This window comes from Rhizobium sp. C104 (assembly GCF_022354505.1).
Taxonomy (GTDB): Bacteria; Pseudomonadota; Alphaproteobacteria; order Rhizobiales; family Rhizobiaceae; genus Rhizobium; species Rhizobium redzepovicii.
The window spans coordinates 3,959,926-3,975,412 of record NZ_CP092348.1; the positions used below are offsets into that span (position 1 = coordinate 3,959,926).

Annotated in this window: 15 protein-coding genes; all 15 read left to right on the forward strand. The window is 62.2% G+C overall.

Translation table 11 applies throughout. The features are described from left to right. Window positions 1-4 precede the first annotated feature (4 nt). The 15 genes from MF410_RS20655 to lpdA all read left to right on the forward strand — a co-directional run bounded on the left by MF410_RS20655 (window position 5) and on the right by lpdA (window position 15,415). Window positions 5-823 (forward strand): nucleotidyltransferase domain-containing protein, encoded by an 819-nt coding sequence (locus tag MF410_RS20655; protein WP_097624915.1) that lies wholly within the window; start codon window positions 5-7, stop codon window positions 821-823. A 136-nt stretch (window positions 824-959) separates the two neighbouring features. Further along, window positions 960-1,472, forward strand: a complete 513-nt coding sequence (locus MF410_RS20660; protein ID WP_012559213.1) for a protease inhibitor Inh/omp19 family protein — start codon at window positions 960-962, stop codon at window positions 1,470-1,472. An 80-nt stretch (window positions 1,473-1,552) separates the two neighbouring features. Next, window positions 1,553-2,716: a cell division protein ZapE gene (gene zapE / locus MF410_RS20665; RefSeq protein WP_097624914.1), complete on the forward strand. Its 1,164-nt coding sequence runs from the start codon at window positions 1,553-1,555 to the stop codon at window positions 2,714-2,716. A 176-nt stretch (window positions 2,717-2,892) separates the two neighbouring features. Continuing rightward, window positions 2,893-3,855 (forward strand): malate dehydrogenase, encoded by a 963-nt coding sequence (gene mdh, locus MF410_RS20670; RefSeq protein WP_003543522.1) that lies wholly within the window; start codon window positions 2,893-2,895, stop codon window positions 3,853-3,855. Between the two features lie 34 nt (window positions 3,856-3,889). Continuing rightward, window positions 3,890-5,083, forward strand: a complete 1,194-nt coding sequence (sucC, locus tag MF410_RS20675) for an ADP-forming succinate--CoA ligase subunit beta (RefSeq protein WP_239620008.1) — start codon at window positions 3,890-3,892, stop codon at window positions 5,081-5,083. 8 nt (window positions 5,084-5,091) lie between these two features. Further along, on the forward strand, window positions 5,092-5,583 hold the full coding sequence (locus tag MF410_RS20680; RefSeq protein WP_097624912.1) for a DUF1579 family protein: 492 nt from the start codon (window positions 5,092-5,094) through the stop codon (window positions 5,581-5,583). Window positions 5,584-5,596: 13 nt separating this feature from the next. Further along, window positions 5,597-6,499 (forward strand): succinate--CoA ligase subunit alpha, encoded by a 903-nt coding sequence (gene sucD, locus MF410_RS20685; protein WP_097624911.1) that lies wholly within the window; start codon window positions 5,597-5,599, stop codon window positions 6,497-6,499. A gap of 169 nt (window positions 6,500-6,668) precedes the next feature. Next, window positions 6,669-9,653 carry a 2-oxoglutarate dehydrogenase E1 component gene (locus MF410_RS20690; protein ID WP_097625140.1) on the forward strand — a complete coding sequence of 995 codons (2,985 nt, stop codon included), beginning with the start codon at window positions 6,669-6,671 and terminating at the stop codon, window positions 9,651-9,653. Between the two features lie 16 nt (window positions 9,654-9,669). Beyond that, complete coding sequence (locus MF410_RS20695) at window positions 9,670-9,978, forward strand: YciI family protein (protein WP_097624910.1); 309 nt, start codon at window positions 9,670-9,672, stop codon at window positions 9,976-9,978. 40 nt (window positions 9,979-10,018) lie between these two features. Beyond that, window positions 10,019-11,284 (forward strand): 2-oxoglutarate dehydrogenase complex dihydrolipoyllysine-residue succinyltransferase, encoded by a 1,266-nt coding sequence (gene odhB / locus MF410_RS20700; protein ID WP_097624909.1) that lies wholly within the window; start codon window positions 10,019-10,021, stop codon window positions 11,282-11,284. 13 nt (window positions 11,285-11,297) lie between these two features. Continuing rightward, window positions 11,298-12,047 (forward strand): DUF4241 domain-containing protein, encoded by a 750-nt coding sequence (locus MF410_RS20705; RefSeq protein WP_131710918.1) that lies wholly within the window; start codon window positions 11,298-11,300, stop codon window positions 12,045-12,047. After that, window positions 12,044-12,574, forward strand: a complete 531-nt coding sequence (locus tag MF410_RS20710; RefSeq protein ID WP_097624907.1) for a hypothetical protein — start codon at window positions 12,044-12,046, stop codon at window positions 12,572-12,574. The genes MF410_RS20705 and MF410_RS20710 overlap by 4 nt, the downstream gene beginning before the upstream one ends. Then, window positions 12,571-13,323 carry an SDR family oxidoreductase gene (locus MF410_RS20715; RefSeq protein ID WP_097624906.1) on the forward strand — a complete coding sequence of 251 codons (753 nt, stop codon included), beginning with the start codon at window positions 12,571-12,573 and terminating at the stop codon, window positions 13,321-13,323. Before MF410_RS20710 ends, MF410_RS20715 begins: the two co-directional genes overlap by 4 nt. Before the next feature lie 20 nt (window positions 13,324-13,343). Continuing rightward, complete coding sequence (locus MF410_RS20720) at window positions 13,344-13,982, forward strand: LysE family transporter (RefSeq protein WP_239620009.1); 639 nt, start codon at window positions 13,344-13,346, stop codon at window positions 13,980-13,982. A 26-nt stretch (window positions 13,983-14,008) separates the two neighbouring features. Further along, window positions 14,009-15,415 carry a dihydrolipoyl dehydrogenase gene (lpdA, locus tag MF410_RS20725; protein WP_097624904.1) on the forward strand — a complete coding sequence of 469 codons (1,407 nt, stop codon included), beginning with the start codon at window positions 14,009-14,011 and terminating at the stop codon, window positions 15,413-15,415. Window positions 15,416-15,487: the final 72 nt, after the last annotated feature.

Below are 15,487 nucleotides of genomic sequence, written 5' to 3' on the forward strand. Positions count from 1 at the left end.
ACGTATGCATGCCAATGGCGGAATAGACGGCTTCGATCCCGAAGCCGTCAGAGAGATCAGGTCACGGCTCGCCTCGGTGCGCGAGCAGGGTATCCGTATCGGTTTTGCGATCGAAAGCGGCAGCCGCGCCTGGGGATTTCCGTCGCCCGACAGCGATTATGACTGCCGCTTCGTCTATATCCGTCCCGTCGAGCACCACCTCGCCCTTGCTTCCGTGCGCGATGTCATCGAATTTCCGATCATCGGCGATATCGATACCGGCGGCTGGGATCTGCGAAAGGCGCTGCTGCTTGCGCTCAAGGGAAACGCGGTGGTGGTCGAATGGCTGAAATCGCCGATCGCTTATGAAGAGGAATCGGGTTTTCGCTCGCGTCTCGCCGCGCTGCTCGATCTCATCATGGTGCCGGAAAAGGTCGCTGCTCATTATGTCGGGCTCATGCGGCAGCATTTTCAGAGCCAGGGCGAGGGGGCGATTAAGCTGAAGAAGTTTCTTTATGCCGTGCGTCCGGCCATCGCGCTCGAATGGATGCGCCAGCGTTCGTTTCGCGTGCTGCCACCGATGAATATGCTGGAATGTCTCGAGGCGATCTCGATCGCTCCTGACCTTCGAACGGCGATACTCGATCTCGTGCATGTCAAGAAACAGACGCGCGAAATGGGGGAGGGGCTGCCGCCGATGCTGGTGCAATCCTTTCTGAAGAGCTCGTTCGAGCGTTATTCCGAGATATTGCGGGAGTTCGACCGGGATCCGGATAGAGATCAGCACGCGCAACACCTTGCTGACAAATTCTATGTGCAGGAAGTTTTGCAGCGGGACAGTTGAACTGTATCGTTTTTCGGTTAGTTGTTGTCACGGGCAATTTATGCCGTCCGACTTGATTAACCAAAGCGAGTTACGATAATCGGACTTGTCTCACGCCCGTTTCTCTGCGGCGCTAGCCGAAATCAGGAGTATGATGATGCAGTTGCGATATGCGATGACAGGTCTGGTGGTGGCTCTCGCTCTAGCCGGTTGTCAGCGTACGGCATATGATTACAACTCCAGCCCGAATGCCGGGCCGGCGCCGTTGACGGCGCAGCCGGTTCCCTCGGTTCAGGGTGGGCAGCTTCCGCCGGTCAACAATTCGCAATTCCCGGCGGCGCCGGCATCGACGGCACCGATGCCGGGCGCGCAGTCCGGCGCAATGGCTGCGAATGCGCTCGATGTCACCAAGGAATCGATGGTCGGAAGCTGGCGTGTCAATGGCAGCTGCGACATGTTCCTGACGCTCACCAATCTCGGCAGTGGTTCGCGCGGCGGCACGCGCGGCTGTGTCGGCGAGCTGACGGCGATGGGATCCTGGGAGGTTGCCGGCAAGCAGGTGCTGCTCAAGGACCGTTCGGGCAACCAGCTCGGCAGCGTCTACAAGACGGCCGACAACCGCTTCGAGGGCCAGACCAGCACGGGCCAGCAGATCAGCCTCAGCCGGTAACAAATACCGGCGCGGTAACAAATACCGGCGCGGTAACGATCCGGCGGCCCCGCCGATGACTGACAGGCGGATATGCCCTCATGCAGCCAATGCCAGATTATGCGCTCAGCGTCTGCGAACAGCTTAAATCGCTGACACTTTCCGGTGCGCTGCAGGTCGATGCCGCCCAGATGGATGTGGCCAAAAGCCTGGATCGGGTGCTTGCCGGGCTGAAGCAGCAACGGCCAGCGGCAAAATCGAGCGCGCTTGGCTGGCTGTTTGCCGCCAAGAAGAAATCCGCCGCCGGCATCAAGGGACTGTATATCCACGGCAGCGTCGGACGCGGCAAGACCATGCTGATGGACATGTTCTTCTCGATGGCGCCCTGCAAAAAGAAGCGGCGGGCGCATTTCCACGAATTCATGGCGGATGTGCATAACCGCATCGCAACGCATCGGCTGAAGCTCAAGAACGGCGAGACGAAGCAGGCCGACCCGATGCCGCCGGTTGCCGCCGCCCTCTACGAGGAAGCGGAGCTGCTCTGCTTCGACGAATTCACGGTCACCGATATCGCCGATGCGATGATCCTGTCGCGGCTGTTCTCCGAGCTTTTCGCGCGCGGATGCGTGCTGGTCGCGACCTCGAATGTTGAGCCCGACAATCTGTACCCGGATGGCCTCAACCGCGGCCTCTTCCTGCCCTTCGTCGCCCTTCTCAAGCAGCACGTCGACGTCGTCACCCTGGATTCGCCGACCGATTACCGGATGGAGAAGCTGAGCAGCCAGCCGGTCTATCTGGTGCCGATCAACGATCATAACGACATGGCGATGGATGCGTCCTGGACGCAGGCGCTGCACGGGCGCAAGGCGCAGCCGCTGGATATTCCGATGAAGGGGCGCCACATCCACGTGCCGCTCGCCGCCGAGCGCATGGCGCGGTTTTCCTTCATCGATCTGTGCGACAGGCCGCTCGGGGCGGTCGACTTTCTGGCGATCGCCGAGCGCTTCGACACGGTCTTTCTCGATCACGTTCCCTTGCTCGGGCCGGAAAAACGGAACCAGATCAAACGCTTCATCATTATGGTCGATACGTTCTACGACCATGCCGTGCGGCTCTACATTTCCGCGGCGGCCATGCCGGAGGAACTATTGCTGCACCGTCGGGGCACGGAGGGGTTTGAATTCGACCGCACGGCATCACGGCTATTTGAGATGCGCAGTGCCGAATATCTTGCGCTGCACCACGAGAAGCGCGCCGCCGAATAACAATTTGGTGACATAATATCTTACGTTTACGTAAGAATTTTTGTATCTAAACGATTGAAATTGCTGCATCAAAATTAATGGATTGCCATTTTTGGGCTTTCGGTCTATGCGATTGCGTCATTGGGCGGTGCCTTGACGCGTCGTTCACCGAATTTGATGGCAAAGGAAACAGCGAAATGGCGCGTAACAAGATCGCACTCATTGGTTCTGGCATGATTGGTGGCACGCTGGCGCACCTCGCCGGCCTGAAGGAACTGGGCGACATTGTCCTCTTCGACATTGCGGACGGCATTCCTCAGGGTAAGGGTCTCGATATCTCTCAGTCCTCGCCGGTCGAAGGCTTCGACGTCAATCTGACGGGCGCCAGCGACTATTCCGCGATCGAAGGCGCTGACGTCTGCATCGTCACCGCCGGCGTTGCCCGCAAGCCGGGCATGAGCCGCGACGATCTTCTCGGCATCAATCTCAAGGTCATGGAGCAGGTCGGCGCCGGCATCAAAAAATACGCCCCGAACGCTTTCGTAATCTGCATCACCAACCCGCTCGACGCCATGGTCTGGGCGCTGCAGAAGTTTTCCGGCCTTCCGGCCAACAAAGTCGTCGGCATGGCCGGCGTTCTCGACTCCTCGCGCTTCCGTCTGTTCCTCGCCAAGGAATTCAACGTCTCCGTCCAGGACGTCACCGCCTTCGTGCTCGGCGGCCACGGCGACACGATGGTGCCGCTCGCCCGCTACTCGACGGTCGGCGGCATTCCGCTCACCGACCTCGTCACGATGGGCTGGGTCACCAAGGAACGCCTCGAAGAGATCATCCAGCGCACCCGTGACGGCGGCGCCGAAATCGTCGGCCTGCTGAAGACCGGCTCGGCCTATTACGCGCCGGCCGCCTCGGCGATCGAGATGGCCGAATCCTACCTCAAGGACAAGAAGCGCGTTCTGCCCTGCGCGGCTCACCTGAGCGGCCAGTACGGCGTCAAGGACATGTATGTCGGCGTTCCCACCGTCATCGGCGCCGGCGGCGTTGAGCGCATCATCGAGATCGATCTCAACAAGACCGAGAAGGAAGCCTTCGACAAGTCCGTCGGCGCCGTCGCCGGTCTCTGCGAAGCCTGCATCAATATCGCGCCTGCCCTCAAGTAATTGGCGCTGACGTAATCCAAACAGGGATAGACCCATGAACATTCATGAATATCAAGCCAAGGCTCTGCTGAAGGGCTATGGCGCGCCAGTCGCCGAGGGTGTGGCTATTCTTAAGGTCGAAGAGGCTGAGGCTGCCGCCAAGTCGCTTCCCGGCCCGCTTTACGTGGTCAAGAGCCAGATCCACGCCGGCGGCCGCGGCAAGGGCAAGTTCAAGGAACTGTCGCCGGAGGCCAAGGGTGGCGTGCGTCTCGCCAAGTCGATCGACGAAGTGGTTGCCCATGCCAAGGAAATGCTCGGGCATACGCTGGTGACGGCGCAGACCGGCGACGCCGGCAAGCAGGTCAACCGCCTCTATATCGAAGACGGCGCCGACATCGCTCGCGAGCTCTATTGCTCGCTGCTGGTCGACCGTTCGGTCGGCCGCGTGGCTTTCGTGGTTTCCACCGAGGGCGGCATGGACATCGAGGCTGTCGCCCATGACACGCCGGAGAAGATCCAGACGATTGCCATCGATCCGGAAGCTGGCGTGACGGCTGCCGACGTTACTGCGATTTCCAAGGCTCTGCAGCTCGACGGTGCGGCCGCCGAAGATGCGAAGTCGCTCTTCCCGGCGCTCTACAAGGCCTTCAACGAGAAAGACATGGCGCTGCTCGAGGTCAATCCGCTGATCGTCATGAAGGATGGTCATCTGCGGGTTCTCGACGCGAAGATGTCCTTCGACGGCAATGCGCTCTTCCGTCACGACGACGTCAAGACGCTGCGCGACGAAACCGAAGAAGACGCCAAGGAAATCGAGGCCTCGAAGTGGGACCTCGCTTATGTCGCGCTCGACGGCAATATCGGCTGCATGGTCAACGGCGCGGGCCTTGCCATGGCGACGATGGATATCATCAAGCTTTACGGCAAGGAGCCGGCCAACTTCTGCGACGTCGGCGGCGGCGCCGGCAAGGAGAAGGTTGCTGCGGCTTTCAAGATCATCACTGCAGACCCCAAGGTCGAAGGCATTCTCGTCAACATCTTCGGCGGCATCATGAAGTGCGATGTCATCGCCGAGGGCGTCATTGCCGCGGTCAAGGAAGTCGGCCTCAAGGTTCCGCTGGTCGTGCGCCTTGAAGGCACCAATGTCGAGCTCGGCAAGAAGATCCTGAACGAGTTGGGTCTGGCGATTACGGCGGCTGACGACTTGGACGATGCGGCCAAGAAGATCGTCGCGGCGATCAACGGCTGAGAGCGATCATGGCCTTCCAGTCGACGCCATCTGCTGCTCATCTCCGCCTCAATGCCTTCGCCGGCACCTGGGAAGGGGAAGAGCATGTCGCGGCGTCGGCGTGGACGAGCGAAGGCAGGGCCAGCGCCGAGCTTTCCGGCGAGACGCTGTTCGGTGGATTCTTCATCGAGCAGCGCTACCGCCAGACGCGCGATGGTGCTGTTTCGTTCGAGGCCCGAAATGTTTTCGGCTTCGATGTCTCAGACCAGGCCTACAAGCTCTACCAATTCGACACCGCGGGTTTTGCGCCGCCTTCGCCGGCTTCCGGCGAGTGGCCCGGCAATGAACTCGTGCTGATGAAGACTTCGCCGCGCGGCAGACAGCGCACCGTATTCGCATTTGAAAATGAAGACTGCTACCGGATGGGCGTCAGCTTTTCGCCTGCAGGCAGCGATACTTGGCAGGAGGTCGTCAGCGGCATCTATCGTCGTTCGTCCCCCACGTCTTCCAACCTCTCCTAGACAAAGGCCTCGCATGTCTATTCTCGTCAATAAAGACACCAAGATCCTCGTGCAGGGTCTGACCGGCAAGACCGGCACGTTTCACACCGAACAGGCGCTCGCCTACTACGGCACGCAGATGGTCGGCGGTATCCACCCGAAGAAGGGCGGCGAAACCTGGTCCGGCGGAAAGGGCGAAAGCCTGCCGATCTTCGCGACCGTTGCCGAGGGCAAGGAAAAGACCGGCGCCGACGCGACCGTCATCTATGTTCCGCCGGCCGGTGCCGCCGACGCGATCATCGAGGCTATCGATGCCGAGATCCCGTTCATCACCTGCATCACCGAAGGCATCCCGGTCATGGACATGGTGCGCGTCAAGGCTCGCCTCGACCGCTCCAAGTCGCGGCTGCTCGGCCCCAATTGCCCGGGCATCCTGACGCCGGAAGAATGCAAAATCGGCATCATGCCGGGCTCGATCTTCCGCAAGGGTTCGGTCGGCATCGTGTCCCGCTCGGGCACGCTGACCTATGAAGCCGTCTTCCAGACCTCCAACGAAGGCCTCGGCCAGACGACGGCCGTCGGCATCGGCGGCGACCCGGTCAAGGGCACCGAGTTTATCGACGTGCTGGAAATGTTCCTGGCCGACGAAGCCACGACCTCCATCATCATGATCGGCGAAATCGGCGGCTCCGCAGAAGAAGACGCCGCGCAGTTCCTCAAGGACGAGGCCAAGAAGGGCCGCAAGAAGCCGATGGCCGGCTTCATCGCCGGCCGCACCGCACCGAAGGGCCGCACCATGGGCCATGCCGGTGCTGTGGTCTCCGGCGGCAAGGGCGACGCGGAATCGAAGATCGCGGCGATGGAATCGGCAGGCATCAAGGTGTCGCCGTCTCCGGCCCGCCTCGGCAAGACGCTGGTTGAAGTCCTCAAGGGCTAAACCAACTTAATACCCGGGCGGAGGACGGCATCTGCGCTTCCGCCCGGTCTTGACGGCACGAGACATGCAGATGCGCCGCGGACAGGCGGCGATCGGAATGCGGCAGCCGGCGATCGAGCCGGCAAATTCATCAAAGTCAGGAGGCGGACGGAAGCGTCCGCATATCACCATGGCACGGCAAGAAGCCAATGAGCAGTTTCAGATCACCTCGTTTCTGGATGGCGCCAACGCTGCCTATATCGAGCAGCTTCATGCGCGGTACGAAGAGGACCCGGCATCGGTCGACGATCAGTGGCGCACCTTCTTCAAGGCGCTGGAGGAAGATCCCAGCGATGTGAAGAGGGCGGCCAAGGGCGCTTCCTGGCGCAAGAAGAACTGGCCGCTTCAGGCTGGCGGCGACCTGGTGTCGGCTCTCGATGGCGATTGGGGCATCGTCGAGAAGGTCATCGAAACCAAGGTGAAGGCCAAGGCCGAAGCGCAGGGCAAGCCCGCCGACGGCGCCGACGTTCTGCAGGCGACGCGCGATTCCGTCCGCGCCATCATGATGATCCGCGCTTACCGCATGCGCGGCCACCTGCATGCCAAGCTCGACCCTCTCGGCATCGCCGCTTCGGTCGACGACTATCGCGAGCTGTCGCCGGAGAATTACGGCTTCACCTCAGCCGATTACGACCGCAGGATCTTCATCGACAACGTGCTCGGCCTGGAATACGCGACCATCCGCGAGATGATCGATATCCTCGAGCGCACCTATTGCTCGACGCTCGGCGTCGAATTCATGCACATCTCCAATCCGGAAGAGAAGGCCTGGATCCAGGAGCGCATCGAAGGCCCGGACAAGGGTGTTGCCTTCTCGGCCGAAGGCAAGAAGGCGATCCTCGCCAAGCTGGTCGAAGCTGAAGGCTACGAACAGTTCCTCGACGTCAAGTTCAAGGGTACCAAGCGCTTCGGCCTCGACGGCGGCGAGTCGCTGATCCCGGCTTTGGAGCAGATCCTCAAGCGCGGCGGCCACCTCGGCCTCAAGGAAGCCGTGTTCGGCATGGCCCATCGCGGCCGCCTCAACGTGTTGTCCCAGGTCATGGGCAAGCCGCACCGGGCGATCTTCCACGAGTTCAAGGGCGGCTCCTACGCACCCGACGAAGTCGAAGGTTCGGGCGACGTCAAGTACCATCTCGGCGCCTCTTCCGACCGCGAATTCGACGGCAACAAGGTGCATGTCTCGCTGACGGCAAACCCCTCGCATCTGGAAATCGTCGATCCGGTCGTCATGGGCAAGGTTCGCGCCAAGCAGGATATGAGCGCTACCGTCTGGGACGGCGACATCATCCCGCTTTCCGAACGCGCCAAGGTTCTGCCGCTGCTGATCCATGGCGACGCAGCTTTTGCCGGCCAGGGTGTCATTGCCGAAATCCTCGGCCTGTCCGGCCTGCGCGGCCACCGCGTCGCCGGCACCATGCACGTCATCATCAACAACCAGATAGGCTTCACCACGAACCCGGCCTTCTCGCGTTCGTCGCCCTATCCGTCCGACGTCGCCAAGATGATCGAGGCGCCGATCTTCCACGTCAACGGCGACGATCCGGAAGCGGTGGTCTATGCGGCCAAGGTCGCGACCGAATTCCGCATGAAGTTCCATAAGCCCGTCGTGGTCGACCTGTTCTGCTACCGCCGCTACGGCCACAATGAAGGCGATGAGCCGTCTTTCACGCAGCCGAAGATGTACAAGGTGATCCGCGGCCACAAGACCGTGCTGCAGCTCTATGCGGCGCGCCTCGTCGCCGAGGGCCTGCTGACCGAAGGCGAAGTCGAGAAGATGAAGGCCGACTGGCGCGCTCATCTCGAACAGGAGTTCGAGGCCGGCCAGCACTATAAGCCCAATAAGGCCGACTGGCTTGATGGTGAGTGGTCGGGCCTGCGCGCCGCTGACAATGCCGACGAGCAGCGCCGCGGCAAGACCGCCGTGCCGATGAAGACGCTGAAGGAAATCGGCCGCAAGCTGTCCGAGATCCCGGCGGGCTTCAATGCGCACCGCACGATCCAGCGCTTCATGGAAAACCGCGCCAATATGATCGCCACCGGCGAGGGCATCGACTGGGCGATGGCCGAAGCGCTCTCCTTCGGCGCGCTCTGCGTCGAAGGCAGCAAGATCCGCCTGTCCGGCCAGGATTGCGAACGCGGCACCTTCTCGCAGCGCCACTCGGTTCTCTACGATCAGGAAACCGAGGAACGCTACATTCCGCTCGCCAATCTTTCGCCGACGCAGGGTCGCTACGAAGTCATCAATTCGATGCTTTCGGAAGAGGCCGTGCTCGGTTTCGAATATGGCTATTCGCTGGCCCGCCCGAATGCGCTGACGCTCTGGGAAGCGCAGTTCGGCGATTTCGCCAACGGCGCGCAGGTCGTCTTCGACCAGTTCATCTCGTCGGGCGAGCGCAAGTGGCTGCGCATGTCGGGCCTCGTCTGCCTGCTGCCGCATGGCTATGAGGGCCAGGGTCCGGAACACTCTTCGGCCCGCCTCGAGCGTTTCCTGCAGCTTTGCGCTGAGGACAACATGCAGGTCGCCAACGTCACGACGCCGGCGAACTACTTCCACATCCTGCGCCGCCAGCTGAAGCGCGACTTCCGCAAGCCGCTGATCCTGATGACGCCGAAGTCGCTGCTGCGCCACAAGCGGGCGGTCTCGACGCTTGCCGAAATGGCCGGTGAATCCGCCTTCCATCGCTTGCTCTGGGACGATGCCGAGGTGATCAAGGACGGCCCGATCAAGCTGCAGAAGGACAACAAGATCCGCCGTGTCGTCATGTGCTCCGGCAAGGTCTATTACGACCTTCTCGAAGAGCGTGAAAAGCGCGGCATCGACGACATCTATCTCCTGCGTGTCGAGCAGCTCTATCCGTTCCCGGCAAAGGCGCTGATCAACGAGCTGTCGCGCTTCCGCAATGCGGAGATGGTCTGGTGCCAGGAAGAGCCGAAGAACATGGGCGCATGGTCGTTCATCGATCCCTTCCTCGAATGGGTGCTCGCCCACATCGACGCAAAGTACCAGCGCGTCCGCTACACCGGCCGTCCGGCCGCCGCCTCGCCGGCGACAGGCCTGATGTCCAAGCATCTGTCGCAGCTCGCCGCATTCCTCGAGGATGCATTGGGCGGCTAATACAAGGGGGGCGCAAATGGCTTATTTCTTTCTGAGACTGCTGCCGCCGCGCCCCACTTTCCCGCATGACGGGACCGGAGAGGAAATCGCGGCGATGAAGCGCCATGTCGAATACTGGCACCGGCACGCGCTTGCGGGATCGGCGATCGTCGTCGGCCCCGTCTTCGAGGGTGAAGGCGCCTTCGGCATGGCAATCGTCGAAGTCGAGGATCAGGCGGCGGCGCAGGCTCTTGCCGACGGCGACCCGGTCATTGCTTCCGGTTTCGGTTTCCGTTTCGATATCCTGCCGATGCCCTCGATCATCTTGCGGCCGCCCGCCGTCTGAAACGCTTAAAACGAACACACACGAAATCAGGATCTGAACAATGGCCACAGAAATCCGCGTTCCAACTCTCGGTGAATCCGTCAGCGAGGCAACCGTCGGCACCTGGTTCAAGAAGGTCGGCGACGCCATCAAGGCCGACGAGCCGATTCTCGAGCTTGAAACCGACAAGGTGACCATCGAAGTTCCGGCACCCGCTTCCGGCACGCTTTCGGAAATCGTTGTCGCCGCCGGCGAGACCGTCGGCCTCGGCGCACTGCTCGGCCAGATCGCCGAAGGTGCGGTCGCTGCGGCCGCACCGGCTGCTGCTGCACCGGCCGCCGCGCCTGCCCAGCCGGCCGCTGCTGCTCCCGCTCAGCCGGCGCCGGTTGCCGCTGCTGCCGCATCGGCGTCGAGCGCCTCCGTCTCCACCATGCCGCCGGCACCGGCGGCTTCGAAGATGCTTGCCGAAAGCAACCTTTCGGCCGATCAGGTCGACGGCAGCGGCAAGCGCGGCCAGGTGCTGAAGGGTGATGTTATCGCTGCCGTCGCCAAGGGCATTTCCGCTCCGGCTGCAGCACCCGCCGCCGCTCCTGCCGCTGCACGCGGCCCGTCGACGGTCGAGGATGCCTCGCGTGAAGAGCGCGTGAAGATGACGCGCCTGCGCCAGACGATCGCCAAGCGCCTGAAGGACGCGCAGAACACCGCCGCCATGCTCACCACCTATAACGAGGTGGACATGAAGGCGGTCATGGATCTGCGCAACAAGTACAAGGACATTTTCGAGAAGAAGCACGGGGTCAAGCTCGGCTTCATGGGCTTCTTCACCAAGGCCGTCACGCATGCGCTGAAGGAACTGCCGGCGGTTAATGCCGAGATCGACGGCACCGACGTCATCTACAAGAACTACTGCCATGTCGGCATGGCCGTCGGCACCGACAAGGGTCTCGTCGTTCCCGTCATCCGCGATGCCGACCAGATGTCGATCGCCGAAGTCGAGAAGGAACTCGGCCGTCTTGCCAAGGCAGCCCGTGACGGCTCGCTCTCGATGGCCGACATGCAGGGCGGCACCTTCACCATTACCAATGGCGGCGTTTACGGCTCGCTGATGTCGTCGCCGATCCTCAACGCGCCGCAGTCCGGCATTCTCGGCATGCACAAGATCCAGGAGCGGCCGGTGGCGATCGGCGGCCAGGTGGTCATCCGTCCGATGATGTATCTGGCGCTGTCCTACGATCACCGCATCGTTGACGGCAAGGAAGCGGTCACCTTCCTCGTGCGCGTCAAGGAGAGCCTGGAAGATCCGGAACGTCTGGTTCTCGATCTCTAAGGGAGCGCTTTCGATGCGGAACCGGATCATGCGAGCGGCGCGCCTTCTTCTCTGCGCTGCCGCCGCGCATGTCCCGGTCTCCGCGGCGGCGGCCGGCTTGGATATCGGCAAGGCAAGCAGCAATTTCGAGCTGGTGGCGCTCAGCGACGCCGAACTTTCCGGACGGTCGATAGGCGTGATCCATATGGGCAATGTCGAGCTGACCTCCGGGCGCATCGTCGCGGCCGATCCGCTCGCCCAGCCCGATCGTCCGGCGCTCGCAAGAACGGTTGCGCCGGGCGAATATCCGGTGACGCTCTACCAGGCCTTCGGGCGCATCGCTGCCGCCAGCATGCGGTTTGCCGAGGGCAAGCTTGATCATTGGGAGCTTGCCGTCCTGCCCGGCCAGGACGTCGCGACGCTGAAGGACGGCGAGATTTTCGGCTACCCGGTCGATGCCGGCCTCGGCTGTTACATGGATGCCGATACGCTTGAGCTGATCGGAGAGCGTGAAGCGCAGGCGCAGGCGCAAAAACCTGACGCCGATGTCAATTATTACGACGATGTGCTGGCTGCGGACCTTGATGCCAACAAGGGCCGTTATGCGTTGCACCGGCCGATTACCGGCAAGAAGGGCAGTGTCGCGGTGTTCTGGAGCGGCTGGGGCGACGGTTTCTATCCGGTTTTCTGGGGGCTCGACCGGGATGGCCGGGCGCTGGTGCTGCTGACGGATTTCAACGTGGTCGAGAATGCCGACGGGCGGAAGGAACCGAAGCTGCAATGAGCGGGAGTGTCGGGATCACGGCGAGGCGGAAAGGCGTGGCTACAGTCGCCGCCGCTGCGTTTTGCGCCGTTCCGGTGTCCTTGCTCGGGGCGGAATGCAAGCAGGAGCGGGCCGTTTATGTCGATCGCGATGGCGCCTATGAATTGCGCTTTGCACCGCTGAATTCCGCCTCGGCTGCCGCCAGCAACCAGTTCAAAGTCCATGCCCTCAAGACGCCGGTCGTGATGGAAGGCTATGTCATGCCATCCGAAGATCCGGTGCGCGCCATCGGCATTCTGATGTTCAATTGCCCCGAGGGTGATGCGACCGGCGCCGATCTCGATGCCTGCACGGTCTGGCAGGGCGCCGTCTATGGCGTGGATGCCAAGGGGGAGATGGACAATCTGCAGCCGGAAGGGGCCGCGGCGGCCGAAAGGCTGGTGCTGCCCGGCCTTGGCCCTGCCATCCGGGAATCCAGCGCCTGGGGCGAGGGCAAGGCGTCGGTGGCGCCCTGGGATGTGCTGACATTCAAGGAGTGTGCGACATGAGCGATACCCCTGTTGTTCTGGTGACCGGTGGGAGCCGGGGCATTGGCGCCGCTGTCTGCCGTCTCGCTGCGCGCCAGGGCTGGCGTGTCGCGGTGAATTACGCGTCCAACCGCAAGGCCGCAGATGTGGTCGTGGCGTCGATCGTCGAGAATGGCGGCGAGGCGGTGGCGATCGAGGGCGATGTCGGCAAGGCTGCGGATATCGCTGCGATGTTTGCGGCGGTCGACGGCCATTTCGGCCGGCTGGACGGTCTCGTCAACAATGCCGGCATCGTCGACTATCCTCAGCGGATCGATGAGATGTCGGCAGAGCGGATCGAGCGCATGCTGCGCGTCAATGTGACCGGCTCGATGCTCTGCGCCGCAGCGGCCATACGCCGGATGTCGAGCCGGCACGGCGGACGGGGCGGGGCGATCGTCAACGTCTCGTCGATGGCGGCGATCCTCGGCGCGGCGACGCAATATGTCGATTATGCCGCCTCGAAGGCGGCGATCGACACGTTCACCGTCGGGCTTTCGCGCGAGCTCGCTGCCGAGGGCATTCGCGTGAATGCGGTCAGGCCCGGCATCATCGAAACCGACCTCCATGCTTCGGGCGGGCTGCCGGACCGGGCGCGCGAGATGGCGCCGTCGGTCCCGATGCAGCGGGCCGGCACGGCCGAGGAGGTGGCGGATGCGATCCTCTATCTTCTTTCCCCTTCGGCTTCCTATATAACCGGCGCGATCCTCAATGTGAGCGGCGGCCGCTAGAAGACAGGGCATAAAACAGCATGCAGTATATTCTCGAATTTCTCGGCCTGATGGCGGTTTTCTCGATCTTCATCGTCGTGCCGGGGGCCGATTTCGCCGTCATCCTGCGCCAGAGCATCGTGCATGGGCGCCGCGCCGCTGTTATGACCGGGCTCGGCATGGGCTTCTCGCTGCTCTTCCATATCAGCTACACCATCCTCGGCCTCGGCCTGATCGTGTCGAAATCGCTGATGCTGTTTGCGATGATCAAATGGGCGGGTGTCGCCTATCTGGTCTATCTCGGCATCAAGTCGTTCCGCGAGCCGGGCTTCAAGGTGCAGGAGATCGAAGTGACGGCCGAGGACCGCAAGCCGGTCTCGATGCTGAAATGCCTCGGCATGGGTTTCATCACCAATGCACTGAACCCGAAGCCGGTGCTGTTCTTCCTGTCGCTGTTTTCGACGCTGGTGCATCACGACACGCCGGCGCTGATCCAGTTCTCCTACGGCATCGGCACGGCGACGGCGCTGGTCGCCTGGTTTGCCGGTGTCTCCTATTTCTTCACGGTCAAGGCGATCCGTGACCGCTTCATCGCCAGCGGCAAATGGTTCAACCGCGTTACCGGAGCGGCGCTCGTCGGCTTCGGCTTCCGCCTCGCGCTGTCGCGCGCGGCCGACTAATTGAAAAATCCAAAGGGAAAGAAGCAATGTCTTACGATGTGATCATTATCGGAACCGGCCCGGGCGGCTATGTCTGCGCCGTCAAGGCAGCCCAGCTCGGCCTCAAGGTCGCCGTCGTCGAAAAGCGCGCGACCTATGGCGGCACCTGCCTGAACGTCGGCTGCATTCCGTCGAAGGCGCTGCTGCATGCCTCCGAAATGTTCCATCAGGCCGGCCACGGCATGAGCGCGCTCGGCATCGACATTGCGGCGCCGACGCTCAATCTCGGCAATATGATGGCTCACAAGGACGCCACGGTGAAGTCGAATGTCGACGGCGTCGCCTTCCTCTTCAAGAAGAACAAGATCGATGCTTTCCAGGGCAGCGGCAAGATCGTCTCGGCCGGCAAGGTCGCCATCACCGCCGAAGACGGCACGATGCAGGAGATCGAAGGCAAGAACATCGTCATCGCCACGGGCTCCGACGTCGCCGGCATCCCCGGCGTGCAGGTCGAGATCGATGAAAAGACCATCATCTCCTCCACCGGCGGCATTGCGCTGGAGAAGGTGCCGGAAACGCTGATCGTCGTCGGCGGCGGCGTCATCGGGCTCGAGCTCGGCTCGGTCTGGTCGCGCCTCGGCGCCAAGGTCACGGTCGTCGAATTTCTCGACACCATCCTCGGCGGCATGGACGGCGAAGTCTCCAAGCAGTTCCAGCGCATGCTCGCCAAGCAGGGCATCGATTTCCACCTCGGCGCCAAGGTCACCGGCGTCGAAAAGGGTGACAAGGGCGCCAAGGTCACGTTCGAGCCGGTCAAAGGCGGCGACAAGGTGACGCTCGATGCCGAAGTCGTGCTGATCGCCACCGGCCGCAAGCCCTATACGGCGGGGCTCGGTCTTGAGGAGGCTGGTGTTGCGCTCGACAATCGCGGCCGCGTCGAGATCGACGGCCACTTCAAAACCAACGTCGCCGGCATCTATGCGATCGGCGACGTGGTCAAGGGCCCGATGCTGGCGCACAAGGCGGAAGACGAAGGCGTGGCGCTGGCCGAAATCCTCGCCGGCCAGCATGGCCACGTCAATTATGACGTCATTCCGAGCGTCGTTTACACCCAGCCGGAGATCGCCTCGGTCGGCAAGACCGAGGAAGAGCTGAAAGCGGCGGGTATCGCCTATAAGGTCGGCAAGTTCCCGTTCACCGCGAACGGCCGTGCGCGCGCGATGCTGGCGACCGACGGTTTCGTCAAGATCCTCGCCGATAAGGAAACCGACCGGGTGCTCGGCGGCCATATCGTCGGCTTCGGTGCCGGCGAGATGATCCACGAGATCACCGTGCTGATGGAGTTCGGCGGCTCTTCGGAAGATCTCGGCCGCACCTGCCATGCGCATCCGACGATGTCGGAAGCGGTGAAGGAAGCCGCACTCGCGACCTTCTTCAAGCCGATCCATATGTAATCTTAAAGCGCGTCGCATCAAACTTGATTCATGCGACGCGCTTTAGCTCTTTGTTTTGATGCATGTCGTTAT

Bases quoted from the DNA above. Each gene is read 5' to 3' on its own strand.
- MF410_RS20720 (WP_239620009.1), top strand. From the start codon at position 13,344: ATGCAGTATATTCTCGAATTTCTCGGCCTGATGGCGGTTTTCTCGATC.
- sucD (WP_097624911.1), top strand. From the start codon at position 5,597: ATGTCTATTCTCGTCAATAAAGACACCAAGATCCTCGTGCAGGGTCTG.
- lpdA (WP_097624904.1), top strand. From the start codon at position 14,009: ATGTCTTACGATGTGATCATTATCGGAACCGGCCCGGGCGGCTATGTC.
- MF410_RS20655 (WP_097624915.1), top strand. From the start codon at position 5: ATGCATGCCAATGGCGGAATAGACGGCTTCGATCCCGAAGCCGTCAGA.
- odhB (WP_097624909.1), top strand. From the start codon at position 10,019: ATGGCCACAGAAATCCGCGTTCCAACTCTCGGTGAATCCGTCAGCGAG.
- MF410_RS20695 (WP_097624910.1), top strand. From the start codon at position 9,670: ATGGCTTATTTCTTTCTGAGACTGCTGCCGCCGCGCCCCACTTTCCCG.
- MF410_RS20710 (WP_097624907.1), top strand. From the start codon at position 12,044: ATGAGCGGGAGTGTCGGGATCACGGCGAGGCGGAAAGGCGTGGCTACA.
- MF410_RS20715 (WP_097624906.1), top strand. From the start codon at position 12,571: ATGAGCGATACCCCTGTTGTTCTGGTGACCGGTGGGAGCCGGGGCATT.
- sucC (WP_239620008.1), top strand. From the start codon at position 3,890: ATGAACATTCATGAATATCAAGCCAAGGCTCTGCTGAAGGGCTATGGC.
- MF410_RS20680 (WP_097624912.1), top strand. From the start codon at position 5,092: ATGGCCTTCCAGTCGACGCCATCTGCTGCTCATCTCCGCCTCAATGCC.
- mdh (WP_003543522.1), top strand. From the start codon at position 2,893: ATGGCGCGTAACAAGATCGCACTCATTGGTTCTGGCATGATTGGTGGC.
- zapE (WP_097624914.1), top strand. From the start codon at position 1,553: ATGCAGCCAATGCCAGATTATGCGCTCAGCGTCTGCGAACAGCTTAAA.
- MF410_RS20705 (WP_131710918.1), top strand. From the start codon at position 11,298: ATGCGGAACCGGATCATGCGAGCGGCGCGCCTTCTTCTCTGCGCTGCC.
- MF410_RS20660 (WP_012559213.1), top strand. From the start codon at position 960: ATGCAGTTGCGATATGCGATGACAGGTCTGGTGGTGGCTCTCGCTCTA.
- MF410_RS20690 (WP_097625140.1), top strand. From the start codon at position 6,669: ATGGCACGGCAAGAAGCCAATGAGCAGTTTCAGATCACCTCGTTTCTG.